Below are 17,372 nucleotides of genomic sequence, written 5' to 3' on the forward strand. Positions count from 1 at the left end.
GTGACTGAGGTGAGCAGGCTCCGATCATGACCGGTATCGACTCCGTTGCGGCTGCCGTGCTGGCGAGCCGCCTGGACAGCCTGCTGACCGGCACCGTGACGGCGCCTGCCGGCGGCGGCGTGACCGCGCAGGTCGGCACGCCGGGCGCCGGCGCGTCGTCGCCGTCGTCCACGGGTGCGCCGCCGGCCGCGGCGCCGGCTTCCGCACAGACCGCGCTGTCCGATGTCGCGCTCGTGCTCGACGCGATCTCGCGCTCGGGCGGCGTCGCGACGCCCGCGATCGCGGGACGCGCGCCGTTGCTCGCCGATCCGTCCGTGCTGCTGAGCGCGGCGCCGGCCGTGCCGCCGGACCCGGCGCGCGCTGCCGGTCCACACGCATCTTCATCTGCTGCCTCAGCTGGCTCACCGGCCGCCAACGTGGCGGCCGCCCGGGCCGCGGCGGCCGCGTCTCCCGCGCCACCCATTGCGGCGTTGCGCGCCGCGCTCGCGCAGGCCGTCGGCGAAAGCGGTCTGTTCTACGAATCTCATCTCGCGCAGTGGCTGGCCGGCCAACGTCCGCTTGCCGCGCTGATGCGCGAACCGCAGGCGCGGCTCGCGACCGTGCCGGTGCAGGCCGCGGCGGACGCCGCACAACACGCGACACCCGACGAGCTCGACGAACTGCTCGCGCAGCGCCTGCCGTTGCCGGTGGCTGCCGCGCGAACCGCCGTGCCGTCCGGCGCACCCGCGGCGCCCGGTGCGGCTCATCCGCTCGCGCAGACCCAGCAAACCCCGCAGAACGCGCAGGCGGCAGCGCGGCCAGGCGCGGCGTCGAGCCCGGCCGACATACTCGACCTGCCCGGCGATCATCCCGGCACGCACTGGACGCCCGCGCGTGCCGAACTGGCCGCCGCGTCGGCCGATCCGCAGGCGCAGGCGTCGGCTCCCGTGCATCCGGCCGCCGTGCCGCTGGTTCGCCAGCAACTCGACGCGCTCGCGACCGACCAGTTCCGCTGGACGGGCGAAGCGTGGCCAGGCGCGCGCCTCGACTGGACGATCGAGCCGGACGATCCGGGCGGCCACGCGTCGCGCGGCGGCGACGACGCCGGCGACGGCATCGCGTGGCGCACGCGGCTCACGCTGACGCTGCCGTCGCTCGGCACGGTCGACGCGGAACTGGTATTGAACGGCAAGCAGCTCGTCGCGCGCCTGCGCGCGAATTCGGCCGGCGCCGACCGCCTCACGCGCCACGAAGCCGCGCTGCGGCAGCGGTTGGAGGGCTCCGGCCTGCAGCTCGGCGGGCTGTCGATCCGCGCGGTCGGCGACGAGCCGGACGCCTTCGACCCGCTCGTCGCACAGGCCGCGGCGCTCGCGTATGCGCGCGGCGCAGCCGGCGGGATGCCGGGCGACGACGAGGGGCCGCGATGAGCATGGCGTCCCGCAAGCGCGCGGCTGCGCTCGTCTACGATCCGAAGGGCGGCGATACCGCGCCGCGCGTGGTCGCGAAGGGCTACGGCTTGCTTGCGGACATGATCGTCGCCCGTGCGCGCGATGCGGGGCTGTACGTGCATACGGCGCCGGAGATGGTGTCGCTGCTTATGCAGGTCGACCTCGACGACCGGATTCCGCCGCAGCTGTATCAGGCCGTCGCCGATCTCCTCGCGTGGCTGTACGCGCTCGATCGCACCGATCCCGAGGCGGGCGACACCGCGCCGCGCTTCCCGTTGCCCCCGCCGCGCCGCTGAGCGGCCGCGCGCGTCGTTTTTCTGCGAAACGCCGTTTGCGCCCGTCGCGGCGATTTTGCCGCCATCTTCGTTCATCGGTGTGCGATTCATCCGGGTTCAGCGCGCATCGGCGGCCATTGCCGCCGGTTCTTCGACGCGGGCCGCGAGCGGACCGATTGAGCCGTCACGTCGTTTGTGTAATGATATTCATTCTCATCTCATGACACTGCGGGCGGTGCACGTTTCTCCGTGCGCCGCCCGTTGCTTTGAACGAATGGAAGCTTTCGCGTGAACGCGCCCGAAACGATCGCCCCGCCGCCGGCGGGCACGCCCGCCGCGGGCGTCACCGTGCTGCATCCGGCCGCACGTCCGCTGACCGACGCCGAACGCGCGGTGCGCCGCCAGCGCTCGCGCCGCGCGACCTTCATCAAGTGGCTGCGCAAGGTGCATGGCTGGGTCGGGCTGTGGGGGGCTGTGCTCGGGTTGCTGTTCGGCGTGACGGGAGTGGTGCTCAACCACCGCGCGCCGCCGCTGAAGATCTCGACCGGCGAGCCGCAGGTCGAGGAGATGCAGATCGCGTTGCCGGACCCGGCGCCGAAGTCGCCGGCCGCGATGACGAAATGGCTGCAGCAGGAACTGCACTTCGACGGCCGGCCGGGCCGCGTGCGCAAGGAGCCTGCGCAGCCGGTCGCGTGGGGCGACCGGCGCGTGATGCAGCCCGAGCACTGGCAGATGGGCGTGTTCGGGCCGCACCAGAACCTGCAGGCCGAATACTGGGTCGGCAACGGCTACGTGTCGGTGAAGCGCACCGGCAACACGTTCCTGACGACGCTGAACAACCTGCATCGCGGCGTCGGCATGAATCTCGGCTGGGTGCTGCTGATGGACACGATCGCGGGTTCGCTGATCCTGCTGTCGCTGACGGGCGTGCTGCTGTGGACGGAGCTGAACAAGCGCCGCACGGTCGGCGTCGTGCTGGTGGTCGGGTCGGTGGCCGCTGCGCTCGCCGCGGGGCTGGCCTGAAGGTCGGAACACGCCGGCTCTGCCGCCGGTGCACGCCGGGCGCTTCGGCGCTTCGAAGCTTCAGTGCTCCAGTGCCCTAGCGCCCTAGCGCGCCGGCATCCTAGCGCCCCGACGCCCCGAGGCCCCAACGCAGCGGCCATACACCGCCGCCCGCCTCAAAGCCCGCAGGTCGCGCCGCCGTTCGCCGCGATTTCGCGCGCCGCCTTCGCACCCTCGACCTGCAGGATCGTCGGCAGCGACACGTTGTTCTTCGCCGCGGTGACTTCCGCGAGGATCGAGATCGCGATTTCCGGCGGCGTGCGGCTGCCGATGTAGATGCCGGCCGGCCCGTGCAGCCGCGCGAGTTCCGCGGCGCTCAGATCGAATTCCAGCAACCGCTCGCGCCGCGCCGCGTTGTTGCGCCGCGAACCGAGCGCGCCGACGTAGAACGCGGGCGTTTTCAGCGCCTCCATCAGCGCGAGATCGTCGAGCTTCGGGTCGTGCGTGAGCGCGATCACCGCCGAACGCGCGTCGAGCTTCATGTCGAGCACCGTGTCGTCGGGCATCGTACGCACGACGCGCGTGCCCGCGACGTCCCACGCATCCGTGTATTCGTCGCGCGGATCGCAGACCGTCACCTGGTAGTCGAGCCCGACCGCGATCTGGCACAGATAGCGCGACAATTGCCCCGCGCCGATCACGAGCATCCGGTAGCGCGGCCCGTGGATCGTCACGAGCCGCTCGCCGTCGAACGCGAGCCCGTCGGTCGCCTGCGCGGGCGACAGCGATGCGCGGCCGGTCGCGAGCGTCATCGTGCGCGTGACGAGCCGGCCGGCCTCGACCTCCGCGCACAATGCGGCGATTCCGCTGTCGCGCGTGAGCGGTTCCAGCACGAGCTGGATCGTGCCGCCGCAGGGCAGCCCGAAGCGGTGCGCTTCCTCGGCCGTCACGCCGTACTTGACGGCCTCCGGACGCGCATCGGCCGCGATCCCGCTCGCATGCACGCGGGCGATCAGGTCGTCCTCGATGCATCCGCCGGACACCGAGCCGACCACGAGCCCGTCCTCGCGCACCGCGAGCATCGCGCCCTCGGGGCGCGGCGACGAGCCCCACGTCTTCACGACCGTCACGAGCAGCACGCGGCGCCCTTCGTCGAGCCAGCGCGCGCTGGATTTCAGTACATCGAGATCGACGCTTTCCATCATGTGTTCCTGTTGCCGGAGGCCCGCCGCGGCGGACCGTCGTTCGATGGCGCGATTATGAACCGCCCGGCGCGCGCGTGCAGGCGGCGTGCGCGCGGCACGCGCAAATCCGGACGATCGGGCAAGACATCGCGACGATCGTGCAGCCGGATGCGGCGCACGGCGCACGCACGGCGGCGGGTTCACAACAACGGGACGGAGGAGCGTGCCGCACGGGGCCGGTCATGGCCCGGTGCGGCAGTGTGCCGCCGCGCGTGGGATGCGCGCGGCGGCACGGGTCAGTGCGCGTCGTGCTGAGCGCGCGCCAGCTTCGAGTGGTGCCGCGAATACAGGAAGTAGATCACGAGACCGATCACGAGCCAGATGCCGAACGCGGCCCACGTGACGGGCTGCAGGTTCAGCATCAGGAACAGGCATGCGCCGACCGCGAGGATCGGCACCACCGGCACGCCGGGGCAGCGGAACGCGCGCGGCAGTTCCGGGTGCGTGCGGCGCAGCACCAGCACCGCGATCGACACCATCGAGAACGCGGCGAGCGTGCCGATGTTGATCAGCTCGGCGAGCACGTTGAGCGGCACGAGCGCCGCGATCAGCCCGAAGAACAGGCCGACGAGCCAGGTCGTCAGGAACGGCGTCGCGAAGCGCGGATGCACGCGCGACAGCGTGGCCGGCAGCAGTCCGTCGCGCGACATCGCAAAGATGATCCGCGTCTGGCCGTAGCTCATCACGAGGATCACGGTCAGCATGCCGAGCACCGCGCCGAGGTCGATGAAGCCCGCGACCCACTTCTCGCCGGCGATCCGCAGCGCATACGAGATCGGGTGCGACACGTTCGCGTACTGCGCCGACGGGACGATGCCCGTCGCGACGGCCGCGACCGTCACGTACAGCACCGCGCACACCGCGAGCGACGCGATGATGCCGATCGGCAGGTCGCGCTTCGGGTTCTTCACTTCCTCGGCCGCCGACGACACCGCGTCGAAACCGATGAACGCGAAGAACATCACGGCTGCCGCGCCGAACACGCCGTTCCAGCCGTGCGGCATGAACGGCTGCCAGTTCGCGGGCGTCACGTGGAACAGGCCGACCGCGATCACGAGCAGCACCACCGACACCTTGATGAACACCATCACGTTGTTGATGCGGGTCGACTCGCGAATGCCGATCGACAGCAGCGTCGTGATCACGAGCATCACCAGGAACGCGGGCAGGTTGAACCACGTGGTGGCGCCCGGCACCGCGCCGGGCGCGGCCGTCAGCACGGTCGGCAGCGTGAGCCCGAAGCCCTGCAGCAGCGATTGCAGATAGCCCGACCAGCCGACCGACACCGCCGACGCCGCGAGGCCGTATTCGAGCATCAGGTCCCAGCCGATGATCCACGCGACGAGCTCGCCGAGCGTCGCGTACGAGTACGTGTAGATCGAACCCGCGACCGGAATCGTCGACGCGAATTCGGCGTACGACAGCGCCGCGAGGCCGCACGCGATCGCGGCGATCACGAACGACAGCATCAGTGCCGGGCCGGCCTGCACGGCGCCCGTGCCGGTCAGCACGAAGATGCCGGTGCCGATGATCGCGCCGATGCCGAGGAAGGTGAGGTCGATTGCGCCGAGCGCTTTCTTGAGCCCGGCGCCGTGCGCGCCGGCGATCATGCGATCGACGTTTTTCTTGCGGAAGAGGGACATTGCGGATGAGTCTCCAGCGCGCGCGAACCCGGCGGCGCCGACTGAGTGAAAACCCGGAATTTTAGCCGATTTGGCGTGAAAGACCCGCTGCGGCGCAGCGGTGGGTGCGGGAATCGTTCGATAAAACAAGCGCTTGCACGCAACGGGCGGCGGCTGCGCCGGCGCCGCGCATCGTGCGATGCCGGTGCGGGGACGCCCTCGGATTACGCGCCCGAAGCGGGCGCCATGTCGACGAGCCGGTTGCTCATCACGTAGAACGTGAGTTCCGCGTTGTTCGACAGCCGCATCTTCTCGAGCAGCCGCGACCGGTACACGCTGACCGTCTTCACCGACAGCGACAGCGTGTTCGCGATGTCGGTGAGGCGCTTGCCGGACGCGAGCATGCAGAGCGTCTGGTATTCGCGGTCGGACAGCTTTTCGTGCGGCAGCGGTTCGTTCTCGAACGACACGTATTCGGCGAGCGCCTCGGCCATCGCCGGGCTCACGTACTTGCGGCCCGCCGCGACCTGCTGGATCGCGCCGATCATCTGCGCGGCATTCACCGTCTTCGACAGGTAGCCGGCCGCGCCGGCCTTCAGCGCGCGCACCGCGTACTGATCCTCGCGGTACATCGAGAACATCAGCACCGGCGTCGCGGGCAGCTTGCGCTTGATGCGCTTGAGCAACTCGATGCCGTTCGTGTCCGGCAGCGAGATGTCGAGCAGGATCACGTCGAACGTGTCGCGATCGACAGCAGCCATCGCGTCGGCGCCGGTCTCGGCTTCAGTGACTTCCCGGGCGACGCCGCGGTCGATCAGCAGGTGGCGGATCCCTTGCCTGACGATCGCGTGATCGTCCACGAGCAGGATGTTCAGGCTCATGGCGACCTCAACGCGACGTGCGGCGCGCGGCGGCCGGCACCGCGAACAGCGAAGCCCACGCGAAGCGCGCGGTGACGCGTGTGCCGCGGCCCGATGCCGGCGCGCCCGCGTCGAAGCTGCCGCCGAATGCCTCGCAGCGCGCGCGCATGCCGGCAAGGCCGTAGCCGGCACGCCGGCTGCGGGAGAAACCGGTCCCATCGTCGGCGACGATCAGGCACAGATGTGAGCCGTCGGTATCGATCCGTACGTCGACGGACGCCGCGCGCGCATGCTTCGCGACGTTCGACAGCGCTTCCTGCGCGACGCGGAAGATCGCGAGCGCGCCGGCGCCGCCGAGCTGCGTGAGCCGCGCGTCGGCCGCGCAGACGAAGCTCGTGCGCAGCCCCGTGCGTGCCGCGTGGCTGTCGACCCACGCCGACAGCGCGCCGACGAGGCCGCCGTCGAGCGCCGGCGTGTCGCGCTCGTCGATCAGCCGGCGGTTCGCGTCGGTCGCCGCGTCGAGCGCCCGCTGCGCGAGTTCCAGCGCGCGCAGGCAGCCGTCCGGCGCATCGGCCGGCAGCCAGGTTTGAACGTTTGCGAGTGCGAAGCGGGCGGCGGTGAGTTCGGCGCCGAGCCCGTCATGCAATTCGCCGGCCAGATGGCGGCGGGCCGCTTCGTCGGCGGCCATCAGTTCGGTGGACAGCGCCGCGATTCGCGCGGCGCACGCGTCGCGTTCGCCACGTTGGGGGAGGGCGTCGACGATGACGGCAGTCGCGGTGCAGCCGTGTGCGAGCTGCCGCGACGGGAACGGGGCGTGGGCGCCGGGGGGCGCGTTGAGCGACGTATCCATGACTCTCCCTGCTGTCAGAAAGCGGTTCAGACACCGGCTGGCTGCGTGGATCGGCTGCCGTTTCGAGGGCCGCCGGCGTCAGAGAATCGACTCATGCCAAGGTAACAAAAGTTACATCTTGTAACGTTTGAGTCCGACCCTCCGATGCTCGCCCGATCGGCGACCACGCGGGGCGAATAATATCCCAAAAAATTGGAAAACGTCATGCTGGGCGGACATTTAAGGGTAAATGTGAATAATCGGAATGAAGGTGTTGTAGGAAAAACACCGACACGAAAGCGCTGGTCGACGGCGTATCCAAATGTAACGATTTGCCCAGGCATGGTCGCAGTTTGTTACGAATTCGCCAAGTCCGGACGAAAAAAAACCGGAGCTTTCGCTCCGGTTCTTGATGCGGCACAAATTCGGGGATGGATCAGTCCACGAATGCACGCTCGATCACGTAGTGGCCCGGTGCGCTGTTCTTGCCCTCGACGAGGCCGGCCTGCTTCAGCAGTTCGGTCGTGTCCTTCAGCATCGCGGTGCTGCCGCACAGCATCACGCGGTCGTTTTCCGGCGAGAACGCCGGCACGCCGAGATCCGTGAACAGCTTGCCCGTCGCGATCAGGTCGGTGATCCGGCCCTCGTTGTCGAACGCTTCGCGCGTGACCGTCGGGTAGTAGACGAGCTTTTCCTTGATGATGTCGCCGAGGTATTCGTGGCCCGGCAGATCGTGCTTGATGTAGTCCATGTACGCGAGCTCGCCCTTCAGGCGGCACGTGTGCGTCAGGATGACCTTGTCGAAGCGATCGTAGATGTCCGGGTCGCGGATGATCGACATGAACGGCGCGAGGCCCGTGCCGGTCGACAGCATCCACAGCGTCTTGCCCGGCAGCAGATTGTCGGCGACGAGCGTGCCGGTCGGCTTCTTGCCGATCAGCACGGTGTCGCCCACCTTCAGGTGCTGCAGGCGCGACGTCAGCGGGCCGTTCTGGACCTTGATGCTGAAGAACTCGAGGTGCTCTTCGTAGTTCGGGCTGACGATCGAGTAGGCGCGCGCGAGCGGCTTGCCGTCGACCTCGAGGCCGACCATCGTGAATTCGCCGTTGTTGAAGCGCAGGCTCGGCTCACGGGTGCAGGTGAAGCTGAAAAGCGTGTCGGTCCAGTGATGGACGGATTGGACGGTGGCGGTGTCGTATTTGCTCATGGCTTTGAAAACGGACGCGCGTAGCGGACGCGTGTAACGGGCCCAAAAACGGGCAAAAAACCGAGTGCGTCGGCCCGATCGCGGATCGGCCGGCCGGCGCGTCGGACACGCGCCCTCTCGATGACAGACGTTTGAGTAACTCGTTATTTTACCCTGCTTGGGACGGATGCGGGCTTGACCCGCGCGGCTGCGCGGATTTGGCACAACGCATCATTTCAACGAGCTTTCAGGGGCCGGCCGCGCGTGTCGCGGCGAAACCGGCGACGCGCGCGCCACGCGGCCGGCGCTCACTGCGCGGCCGGCGGCGCCCGATCGAGCCGCAGCCGCGCGATGTACGGCAGGTGGTCGGACAGCCATGCGGTTTCGCCGGACGGCGCCTGCCATTCGAGCGGCGTCAGCCCGCGCACGAACATCTTGTCGAGCGCGAGCGCCGGCGAGAACGCGGGGAACGTGCGGCCCGACTCGCCGAGCAGCGTCGCGACCTCGGACAGCCCGATCTCGCCGAACAGCGCGACCGAATCGTTGCGCCAGTCGTTGAAGTCGCCGGCGAGCACGAGCGGGTCGTCGCCCGCATTGCGCACGATCCAGTGCGCGATCCAGTGCATCTGGCGCAGCCGCGCGGCGCGCGTGAGCGCGAGGTGAGCGCACAGCAGCGTGACCGGGCGCGAGCCGGCGAGCGTTGCGCGCGCGACCAGCAGCCCGCGCCGCTCGAAGCGGTGCGCGGAGATGTCCCAGCGGCCGCCGAGGTCGAGCGGATGCGGCGACAGGATCGCATTGCCGTGCCGCCACGACGGCTTGAACACGTTCGGCCCGAGCGCGATCTGCCAGTCGAGCGCCTGCGCGATTTCGGTGGCCTGGCAGTGCCATACGTCGTCGACCGCATCGTCCATCGGCGCGCCGAAGCCGGCGGCGAGCATCGGGCGCGGCATGCGGCGCGCCATCGCTTCCTGCAGAAAATACACGTCGGCGTGCGTCGACTGCATCCAGTTGCGCATCGCGTTCCATGCGGTGAAGCCGAGCGGCGAGCGGCCCTTGTGCAGGTTCCAGCTGACCGCGGTGATTTCGTCGGGAGCCGCGTGCGGTTCGGCGAACGGCAAGGACAGGGCGTCGGCGGACATGGCGCTCAGTCCTGTGCGACGTGCGCGCGCACGCGGTAGACGAGATGCGGATGCTGCTCGACGAGCGTCCAGTCGGTCCACGCATCGGCGCCGACCGCGAGCCCGGGATGGCTCGCGACGATCTGCCGCGGCGACGCGGGCAGGCACGGATCGCTGCGCGTCGCGGTTTCGTCGTCGAGGGTTTCCTGCACGTCGAGCGCGAGGGACACGGTGTGCGCGGCGGCGTCGACGGCGAGCGGCGCGACCGTCACGGAGCGCGAGCGCTCGGTCGGCACGACGCGCGCGGCGTTGCCGCAGCCGACGGGCACGGCGGACGGATAGCGATGCGTGTCGGTACGCGTCTGACCGACGGTGGTGCGCTGCTGGAACGTGTCGATCGTCTGACCGTCGCGCACCACCTGGATTTCCCATGCGACGGCGGCCGGTGCGGGGCTCTGCGCATGGGCCGCGAGCGCGACGCTCGCGAGCAGGACGGCCAGGCCGTGTTTCAGCATCGAACTTCTCCGGAAACGCGGGATAGCGGGGAACGGACGCACATCTTACGCCCGATCGATTCGGACGGTGGTGTGACCGGATCCGGCGCGGCAGGTTCGCAGCACGATCCGGTCCTGCTCGAAAGGTAGGTGCACGCCGCGCGTTTTCAAGCGTAAAAGCGCGCGAACTCGACTACGCTCGCGCGCTCGGTGACGAGGCGGTTCTCGATCGCGTCCGGATCCGCATGGCCGAGCGACATGCCGCAGACGAGCTGTTCGTTCGCGGGGATGCCGAGATGCTCGGCGACGATCCGGTGAAACGGCACGAACGCGGCTTGCGGGCAGGTGTCGAGCCCGCGTGCGCGGGCGGCCGTCATCACGCCCTGCAGAAACATCCCGCAGTCGAGCCATGCGCCGTGCGTCATGATCCGATCCAGCGTGAAGAACATGGCGACCGGCGCGTCGAAGAAGCGGAAGTTGCGCGCGTGCTGCGCGTGCATGCGGGCCTTTTCGCCGCGGCCGATGTTCAACAGCCCGTAAAGATCCCAGCCGACCTTGCGGCGCCGGTCGACATACGGCGACACCCATTCGCGCGGATAGTAGTCGTACTCGGCGACGTATTTCTCGTCGCGCGCCGGATCGTCGTATGCGGCGGTGAGGGCCGCGGCGAGCGCATCGCGCGTCGCGCCGGTCGCGACGTACACGCGCCACGGCTGGATGTTGGTGCCCGACGGCGCGCGGCTCGCGGCTTCGAGGATCGCCTCGAGCGTGTCGCGCGGCACCGGCGTGGGCAGGAACGCGCGAATCGCGCGGCGCGACTTGAGCGCGGCGTCGACGGCTTCGACGGCGCGGCAGGCGTCGGTATCGACGCGCGGTTCGGCAGCGGGAACGGACATCGGCAACCCTTCGAAACGAAGCGCGCGGCGCCGCCCACGCGTCGCCGGCAAGCCCGGCGCGACGGCCGGTGAATCATTGATGATACGCCGCGCGGCATGACGCTGCAGGCGCGCGCGGTGTTAGCAGCAGATGCGGGCGGCTGCTTGCTTGCACGCGCGTGCGGGATCGCTACACTGAAAATCGTAAGGGTCTGATGAGTGTGTAACGGCAGCAGCAGCGAGGTTGGTATGACGACGGCGATGGTGAAACAGGAACTGGCGGTGGCGTCCTTCAGCACGGTGTACGACCTGGAGCAGGTCGAGACCGCATTGAACGACCTGAACGAGAGCGCGAGCGATGCATTGCGCGCCACTTACGAGCGGATGCTCAAGACCGGCAATCTGCGCTTTTGCGTGAAGCCGAACCGGATGCCGTCGTTCGACGAACTCGGCGACGCGCTGCCCAATTTCACCGAGCCGCTCGGCGACGTGCGCAAGCAGGTCGCGCTGTGCCTCGAGACGGAAGACCGGCTCGAACTGATGCCGATCCTGCTGCTCGGGCCGCCGGGGATCGGCAAGACGCACTTCGCGAAGGCGCTCGCGCAGTTGCTCGGCACCGCGTACCACTACGTGCCGATGAGCTCGCTGACGGCCGGCTGGATCCTGTCGGGCGCGTCGTCGCAGTGGAAGAACGCGAAGCCGGGCAAGGTGTTCGATGCGCTCGTGAACGGCAGCTATGCGAATCCGGTGATCGCGGTCGACGAGATCGACAAGGCCGGCAGCGATGCGCAATACGATCCGCTCGGCGCGCTGTACGCGCTGCTCGAGCACGACACCGCGCGCGCGTTCGTCGACGAATTCGCCGAAGTGCCGATCAATGCGGGCAACGTGATCTGGATCGCGACCGCGAACGACGCGCACGCGATTCCGGAGCCGCTGCTGAACCGGATGAACGTGTACGAGATCGCGCCGCCGGATGCCGCGGGCGCGCGACGGATCGCGCGGACGATCTACGACGAGATCCGCACGTCGCACGCGTGGGGGCGGCGTTTTCCGGACACGCTCGACGACGACGTGCTCGACGTGCTGGCCGCGACGCCGCCGCGCACGATGCGCCGCGCGCTGCTGCATGCGTTCGGCGCCGCGCGGCTCGACGGCCGCGACGTGATCGCGCCGGCCGACATCCGCGCGGACGAAGGAGCGGCGAAGCGCCGGCCGATCGGATTCTGAGCCGGCGGCGCGCGTGGCCGTCCCGCGCGGCACGCAATCGCGCGTATACATGGATGCGCATGCACCGGCGGGCGGGCGAACCGGGACGTACAATTCTTATCTCTCCCTTCGACGCGTGAGCGACACGAAACGCTATGGAGCAGATGGATTGTGTGGTGATCGGCGCGGGCGTCGTCGGTCTGGCGATTGCGCGCGAGCTCGCGTTGCGCGGGCGCGAGACGATCGTGCTCGAGGCGGCCGACGCGATCGGCACGAGCACGAGTTCGCGCAACAGCGAGGTGATTCACGCGGGGCTGTACTACCCGCGCGGCTCGCTGAAGGCGACGTCGTGCGTGCGCGGGCGCGATCTGTTGTACGAATTCTGCGACACGCATCACGTGCCGCACCGGCGCGTGGGCAAGCTGCTCGTCGCGACGAGCGCCGCGCAGGTGAAGCAGTTGAAGGCGATCGCCGCGCGCGCGGCGGAAAACGGCGTGCTCGACCTGATGCCGCTCACGCGCACCGAGGCGCAGACGCTCGAGCCCGCGCTCGAATGCGTGGAAGCGCTGTTCTCGCCGAGCACCGGCATCGTCGACAGTCACCAGCTGATGCTCGCGCTGCTCGGCGACGCCGAACGCAACGGCGCGACGTGCGCGCTGAGATCTCCGGTCGAGTCGATCGACGTGCTGCGCGGCGGCCGCTTCGTCGTGCGCACCGGCGGCGACGCGCCGGCCGAAATCGACGCCGCATGCGTGATCAACAGCGCGGGCCTGGGCGCACAGGCGCTCGCACGCCGCACGCGCGGCCTCGACCCGCGCTGGGTGCCGCCGCTCTATCTCGCGCGCGGCAACTATTTCAGCCTGTCCGGGCGTGCGCCGTTCTCGCATCTCGTCTATCCGATGCCCGACCGGGCCGGGCTCGGGGTGCACCTGACGCTCGATCTCGGCGGGCAGGCGCGCTTCGGCCCGGACGTCGAGTGGGTCGATGCGCTGCGCTACGAAGTCGATCCGGCGCGCGCGCAGGCGTTCTATGCGTCGATCCGCGCGTACTGGCCGGCGCTGCCCGACGGCGCGCTGCAGCCGGCCTACGCCGGGATCCGGCCGAAACTCGCGGGGCCCGGCGAGCCGCCGGCCGACTTCATCGTGCAGGGCGCCGCGCAGCACGGCGTGCGCGGGCTCGTGAACCTGTTCGGCATCGAATCGCCGGGGCTGACCGCATCGCTCGCGCTCGCGCAGCGGGTCGGGGACATGACGTCGTATGCGTGACGGGTTCGGCCCGCGCGGGCGGGCCGGCCGTGTGCAATCCCGTGTGTGAAATTCCTTATCTCCGGCATTTCGGCGCGCACATTCATTCGCTTGGCGGTTATGCTCTTGAACGGCCGTCGCCAGAACGGCTTTCAAACCGATAACGTTGGAGCGAGTCCCCCATGAAAACAACCCGTCGGAGTTTCCTGATCACGAGCATTGGCGCGGTGTCCGCGCTGGCGCTGTCGCGCGAAGCGCTGGCCGATGCGCCGATGCTGTCGGAAACCGATCCGACCGCGGCGGCGCTCGGCTACAAGGCCGACGCCACGAAGGTCGACAAGACGAAGTATCCGAAATACGCAGCGGGCCAGGATTGCGCGGCCTGCATGCTGTACCAGGGCAAGAAGGGCTCGGCTTCGGGCCCGTGCGGCGCGTTCCCCGGCAAGCAGGTGTCGGCGAAAGGCTGGTGCAGCGCATTCTCGAAGATGGGCTGATGCCCGTGGCGGCATCGTGCGATGCCGCAATGTGGCGAAAACCGCACAACGCCCGCCGTCGGATGATGGCGGGCTTTTTTTATGCTTGAAATCGGTTCCGTCGCTTTCTACACTCGCTGCACACCAGCGCGCCACGGCCACCCGCGCGCCGCACCGCCCGACACGGCGAATTCACGAGGACGAGGCACGCATGGCGACGATTGCGAATTCAACGAAAACGGTCCGGCCCGAGCGTGCGCTGAACCGGCGCGCGGTCGTGGCCGCCGTGATCGGCAACGCGCTCGAGTGGTACGACTTCACGGTGTTCGGCTTCATGACGGTCGTGATCGCCGAACTGTTCTTCCCGACCTCCAGCGAATACTCGTCGCTGCTGCTCACCACCGCGACGTTCGGCGTCGCGTTCTTCATGCGCCCGATCGGCGGCATCGTGTTCGGCCTGTATGCGGACCGCGCGGGCCGCAAGGCCGCGCTGTCGCTCGTGATCCTGCTGATGACGGCCGGCATCTTCCTGCTCGCGATCGCGCCGCCGTACGCGGCGATCGGCATCGGCGGTCCGCTGCTGATCGTGCTCGGCCGGCTGCTGCAGGGGTTCTCGGCCGGCGGCGAATTCGGCAGCGCGACCGCGCTGCTGATCGAGGCCGCGCCGTTCTCGAAACGCGGCTTCTACGGCAGCTGGCAGATGGCGAGCCAGGCGGGCGCGCTGCTGATCGGCGCGCTGGTGGGCGCGGCCGTCACGCGCGGGCTGTCGCATGACGCGCTGCGCAGCTGGGGCTGGCGCGTGCCGTTCATCCTCGGGCTCGTGATCGGCCCGATCGGCTTCTATATCCGCCGTCATCTCGCGGATTCCGAAGCATTCCTGCATGCGCAGCAAAGCGGCCGCCGCGCGACGCTCGGCGAAGTGTTCACGCGCCATCCGCGCGAGGTGCTGTGCGGGCTCGGCTCGGTGATCGCGCTGACGGTGACCATCTACGTGCTGATCAGCTATCTGCCGACCTTCGCGGTGAAGCAGCTGAAGCTGCCGTATGCGGAGTCGTTCTACGCGGTGATCGCCGGCAACCTGCTGCTGATGGTGCTGTCGCCGGTGGCCGGCGCGTGGTCGGACCGCATCGGCCGCAAGGGGCTGTCGCTGTGGTCGCTCGTGCTGACGCTCGCGCTGATGTATCCGCTGTTCGCGTGGCTCGACGCGGCGCCGAGCATCGGGCGGCTGATCGCGGTGCAGGCGATCCTGTCGGTAACGCTCGCCGGCTATTACGGGCCGTTCGGCGCGATGATCGCCGAGCTGTTCCCGGCGAACGTGCGCTCGACCGGGCTGTCGATCGCGTACAACGTCGCGGTGATGCTGTTCGGCGGCTTCGGGCAGTTCATCGTCACGTGGCTGATCAAGGTGACGGGCACGCCGCTCGCGCCGACCTATTACGTGATGGCCGGGCTCGCGCTGTCGATCGTCGCGGTCGCGTTCGTGCCGGCACGCAGCGCGGACCTCGACGCGCCGGCCTGACGGCGCGCGGCATTGCATGCAATGCATCGTTTCCGACAGCGTAACGATGCTCGCTCACCTCCGGAAAACGTGCGGGAAACCCGCGTGACGCGCGTTCGCGTGCGCGCGGGAATTGTTTAGTTGTCGAAGGAAACACGCGCCGGATGAACGAAATGGCCGCTTCCGCGCGCGGCGGCGCCTTTCGCATGCGCAACACGTCGGCAAAAAACCGCGTGAATGCGTGTAGAAGAGTTTTTTCTCCAGCTTGTTGCAGAATCGCTAGCTCAAGTAATATCCGCGTACCCCGGCTCCCCCCTGCGGGACCGGTTCCGATCTGGAGACCTGGAGGAAACATGGAATACAACCGTCTGTTGCACACCCTGCGTGTTACCGCCATTGCAGGCGTGGCAGCGGCATCGCTCGGCGTCGCGGGCTCTGCATTCGCACAGATCCCGAACAAAACGCTCGTCTACTGCTCAGAAGGCAGCCCGGCGGGTTTCGATTCCGCGCAATTCACGACCGGCGTCGATTTCACCGCCGCCACGTTCACCGTCTACAACCGCCTCGTCGAATTCGAGCGCGGCGGCACGAAGGTCGAGCCGGGCCTCGCCGAGAAGTGGGACGTGTCGTCCGACGGCAAGGTGTACACGTTCCACCTGCGCCATGGCGTGAAGTTCCACACGACCGACTTCTTCAAGCCGACGCGCGAATTCAACGCGGACGACGTCGTGTTCTCGTTCGAGCGCATGCTCGATCCGAACAATGCGTTCCGCAAGGCGTACCCGGTGTCGTTCCCGTACTTCACCGACATGGGCCTCGACAAGCTGATCACGAAGATCGAGAAGGTCGATCCGTACACCGTGAAGTTCACGCTGTCCGAGCCGAACGCGCCGTTCATCCAGAACATGGCGATGGAATTCGCGTCGATCCTGTCGGCCGAATACGGCGACCAGCTGATGAAGGCCGGCAAGGCCGCCGACATCAACCAGAAGCCGGTCGGCACGGGCCCGTTCATCTTCCGCAGCTACACGAAGGACGCGACGATCCGTTTCGACGGGAATCCTGATTACTGGAAGAAGGGCGCGGTGAAGATCTCGAAGCTGATCTTCTCGATCACGCCGGACCCGGGCGTGCGCGTGCAGAAAATCAAGCGCAACGAATGCCAGGTGATGAGCTATCCGCGTCCGGCCGACATCGCGACGCTGAAGGCCGATTCGAACATCGACATGCCGTCGCAGCCGGGCTTCAACCTCGGCTACCTCGCGTACAACGTCGAGCACAAGCCGGTCGACAAGCTCGAAGTGCGTCAGGCGCTCGACATGGCGATCAACAAGAAGGCGATCCTCGAATCCGTCTACCAGGGCGCGGGCCAGGCTGCCAGCGCGCCGATGCCGCCGACCCAATGGTCGTACGACAAGAACCTGAAGATGGCCGCGTACGACACCGCGAAGGCGAAGGCACTGCTCGCGAAGGCCGGCTACCCGAACGGGTTCGAGATCACGCTGTGGGCGATGCCGGTGCAGCGCGCATACAACCCGAACGCCCGCCTGATGGCCGAGATGATCCAGGCCGACTGGGCGAAGATCGGCGTGAAGGCGAAGATCGTCACGTACGAATGGGGCGAGTACATCAAGCGTGCGCACGGCGGCGAGCAGGACACGATGCTGATCGGCTGGACGGGCGACAACGGCGACCCGGACAACTGGCTCGGCACGCTGCTCGGCTGCGAGGCGATCAAGGGCAACAACTTCTCGCACTGGTGCTACAAGCCGTTCGACGACCTGGTCCAGAAGGGCCGCACGACGACGGGCCAGGACGCGCGCACGAAGATCTACACGCAGGCTCAGCAGATCTTCGCGCAACAGCTGCCGTTCTCGCCGATCGCGAACTCGACGGTCTACCAGCCGGTACGCAACAACGTGGTCGACATGCGGATCGAACCGCTCGGCTATGCCCGCTTCGACGGTGTTGGCGTGAAGTAACCGGGCTGGCGTAAGCTGTCGTCATTGAGAAAAC

General features: G+C 68.3%; 16 protein-coding genes. 8 read left to right on the plus strand and 8 right to left on the minus strand.

Translation table 11 applies throughout. From position 1 onward, the window contains the following. Positions 1-26 precede the first annotated feature (26 nt). The 3 genes from fliK (at position 27) to BSE24067_RS18510 (ending at position 2,725) form a co-directional block, all read left to right on the plus strand. Positions 27-1,406, plus strand: a complete 1,380-nt coding sequence (gene fliK, locus BSE24067_RS18500) for a flagellar hook-length control protein FliK (protein WP_174904821.1) — start codon at positions 27-29, stop codon at positions 1,404-1,406. After that, complete coding sequence (locus tag BSE24067_RS18505) at positions 1,403-1,723, plus strand: EscU/YscU/HrcU family type III secretion system export apparatus switch protein (protein WP_151067162.1); 321 nt, start codon at positions 1,403-1,405, stop codon at positions 1,721-1,723. Before fliK ends, BSE24067_RS18505 begins: the two co-directional genes overlap by 4 nt. A 267-nt stretch (positions 1,724-1,990) precedes the next feature. After that, on the plus strand, positions 1,991-2,725 hold the full coding sequence (locus BSE24067_RS18510; protein ID WP_151067163.1) for a PepSY-associated TM helix domain-containing protein: 735 nt from the start codon (positions 1,991-1,993) through the stop codon (positions 2,723-2,725). A gap of 155 nt (positions 2,726-2,880) precedes the next feature. On the opposite strand, the gene BSE24067_RS18515 is transcribed toward BSE24067_RS18510, so the two are convergent. The 8 genes from BSE24067_RS18515 to BSE24067_RS18550 form a co-directional block, all read right to left on the minus strand. Beyond that, positions 2,881-3,906, minus strand: a complete 1,026-nt coding sequence (locus tag BSE24067_RS18515; RefSeq protein WP_151067164.1) for an XdhC family protein — start codon at positions 3,904-3,906, stop codon at positions 2,881-2,883. Positions 3,907-4,184: 278 nt separating this feature from the next. Beyond that, positions 4,185-5,591, minus strand: coding sequence for a branched-chain amino acid transporter BcaP (locus BSE24067_RS18520; RefSeq protein WP_151067165.1), 1,407 nt, complete (start codon positions 5,589-5,591; stop codon positions 4,185-4,187). 203 nt (positions 5,592-5,794) lie between these two features. Further along, positions 5,795-6,451, minus strand: coding sequence for a response regulator transcription factor RqpR (rqpR, locus tag BSE24067_RS18525; RefSeq protein WP_151067166.1), 657 nt, complete (start codon positions 6,449-6,451; stop codon positions 5,795-5,797). Between the two features lie 7 nt (positions 6,452-6,458). Further along, positions 6,459-7,280, minus strand: coding sequence for a quorum system sensor histidine kinase RqpS (rqpS, locus tag BSE24067_RS18530; protein ID WP_151067167.1), 822 nt, complete (start codon positions 7,278-7,280; stop codon positions 6,459-6,461). Between the two features lie 415 nt (positions 7,281-7,695). Beyond that, positions 7,696-8,466, minus strand: coding sequence for a ferredoxin--NADP reductase (locus BSE24067_RS18535; RefSeq protein WP_059583944.1), 771 nt, complete (start codon positions 8,464-8,466; stop codon positions 7,696-7,698). Between the two features lie 287 nt (positions 8,467-8,753). Continuing rightward, positions 8,754-9,584, minus strand: coding sequence for an endonuclease/exonuclease/phosphatase family protein (locus BSE24067_RS18540; RefSeq protein WP_151067168.1), 831 nt, complete (start codon positions 9,582-9,584; stop codon positions 8,754-8,756). A 5-nt stretch (positions 9,585-9,589) separates the two neighbouring features. Next, positions 9,590-10,078 carry a hypothetical protein gene (locus tag BSE24067_RS18545; protein WP_151067169.1) on the minus strand — a complete coding sequence of 163 codons (489 nt, stop codon included), beginning with the start codon at positions 10,076-10,078 and terminating at the stop codon, positions 9,590-9,592. A gap of 146 nt (positions 10,079-10,224) precedes the next feature. Next, positions 10,225-10,953 carry a nitroreductase gene (locus BSE24067_RS18550; protein ID WP_151067170.1) on the minus strand — a complete coding sequence of 243 codons (729 nt, stop codon included), beginning with the start codon at positions 10,951-10,953 and terminating at the stop codon, positions 10,225-10,227. Positions 10,954-11,181: 228 nt separating this feature from the next. On the opposite strand from BSE24067_RS18550, the gene BSE24067_RS18555 reads away from it, so the two are divergent. The 5 genes from BSE24067_RS18555 (at position 11,182) to BSE24067_RS18575 (ending at position 17,338) form a co-directional block, all read left to right on the plus strand. Further along, positions 11,182-12,162 carry an AAA family ATPase gene (locus BSE24067_RS18555; protein ID WP_151067171.1) on the plus strand — a complete coding sequence of 327 codons (981 nt, stop codon included), beginning with the start codon at positions 11,182-11,184 and terminating at the stop codon, positions 12,160-12,162. 134 nt (positions 12,163-12,296) lie between these two features. Continuing rightward, on the plus strand, positions 12,297-13,406 hold the full coding sequence (locus BSE24067_RS18560) for an NAD(P)/FAD-dependent oxidoreductase (protein ID WP_151067172.1): 1,110 nt from the start codon (positions 12,297-12,299) through the stop codon (positions 13,404-13,406). A gap of 161 nt (positions 13,407-13,567) precedes the next feature. Continuing rightward, entirely contained in the window at positions 13,568-13,879 is a 312-nt protein-coding gene (locus BSE24067_RS18565) for a high-potential iron-sulfur protein (protein ID WP_151067173.1), read from the plus strand. Between the two features lie 190 nt (positions 13,880-14,069). Continuing rightward, positions 14,070-15,377 (plus strand): MFS transporter, encoded by a 1,308-nt coding sequence (locus BSE24067_RS18570; RefSeq protein ID WP_151067174.1) that lies wholly within the window; start codon positions 14,070-14,072, stop codon positions 15,375-15,377. 332 nt (positions 15,378-15,709) lie between these two features. Continuing rightward, positions 15,710-17,338, plus strand: coding sequence for an ABC transporter substrate-binding protein (locus BSE24067_RS18575; RefSeq protein WP_151067175.1), 1,629 nt, complete (start codon positions 15,710-15,712; stop codon positions 17,336-17,338). Positions 17,339-17,372 lie beyond the last annotated feature (34 nt).

The organism is Burkholderia latens (genome assembly GCF_902499045.1).
In the GTDB taxonomy this organism is placed as follows: Bacteria; Pseudomonadota; Gammaproteobacteria; order Burkholderiales; family Burkholderiaceae; genus Burkholderia; species Burkholderia latens.

What these genes read in the sequence shown, in the direction of transcription:
- BSE24067_RS18520 (WP_151067165.1), bottom strand. Translation starts at nt 5,591, where the DNA reads ATGTCCCTCTTCCGCAAGAAAAACGTCGATCGCATGATCGCCGGCGCG.
- BSE24067_RS18540 (WP_151067168.1), bottom strand. Translation starts at nt 9,584, where the DNA reads ATGTCCGCCGACGCCCTGTCCTTGCCGTTCGCCGAACCGCACGCGGCT.
- BSE24067_RS18565 (WP_151067173.1), top strand. Translation starts at nt 13,568, where the DNA reads ATGAAAACAACCCGTCGGAGTTTCCTGATCACGAGCATTGGCGCGGTG.
- BSE24067_RS18560 (WP_151067172.1), top strand. Translation starts at nt 12,297, where the DNA reads ATGGAGCAGATGGATTGTGTGGTGATCGGCGCGGGCGTCGTCGGTCTG.
- BSE24067_RS18535 (WP_059583944.1), bottom strand. Translation starts at nt 8,466, where the DNA reads ATGAGCAAATACGACACCGCCACCGTCCAATCCGTCCATCACTGGACC.
- rqpS (WP_151067167.1), bottom strand. Translation starts at nt 7,280, where the DNA reads ATGGATACGTCGCTCAACGCGCCCCCCGGCGCCCACGCCCCGTTCCCG.
- rqpR (WP_151067166.1), bottom strand. Translation starts at nt 6,451, where the DNA reads ATGAGCCTGAACATCCTGCTCGTGGACGATCACGCGATCGTCAGGCAA.
- BSE24067_RS18570 (WP_151067174.1), top strand. Translation starts at nt 14,070, where the DNA reads ATGGCGACGATTGCGAATTCAACGAAAACGGTCCGGCCCGAGCGTGCG.
- BSE24067_RS18555 (WP_151067171.1), top strand. Translation starts at nt 11,182, where the DNA reads ATGACGACGGCGATGGTGAAACAGGAACTGGCGGTGGCGTCCTTCAGC.
- BSE24067_RS18545 (WP_151067169.1), bottom strand. Translation starts at nt 10,078, where the DNA reads ATGCTGAAACACGGCCTGGCCGTCCTGCTCGCGAGCGTCGCGCTCGCG.
- BSE24067_RS18575 (WP_151067175.1), top strand. Translation starts at nt 15,710, where the DNA reads ATGGAATACAACCGTCTGTTGCACACCCTGCGTGTTACCGCCATTGCA.
- BSE24067_RS18550 (WP_151067170.1), bottom strand. Translation starts at nt 10,953, where the DNA reads ATGTCCGTTCCCGCTGCCGAACCGCGCGTCGATACCGACGCCTGCCGC.
- fliK (WP_174904821.1), top strand. Translation starts at nt 27, where the DNA reads ATGACCGGTATCGACTCCGTTGCGGCTGCCGTGCTGGCGAGCCGCCTG.
- BSE24067_RS18515 (WP_151067164.1), bottom strand. Translation starts at nt 3,906, where the DNA reads ATGGAAAGCGTCGATCTCGATGTACTGAAATCCAGCGCGCGCTGGCTC.
- BSE24067_RS18505 (WP_151067162.1), top strand. Translation starts at nt 1,403, where the DNA reads ATGAGCATGGCGTCCCGCAAGCGCGCGGCTGCGCTCGTCTACGATCCG.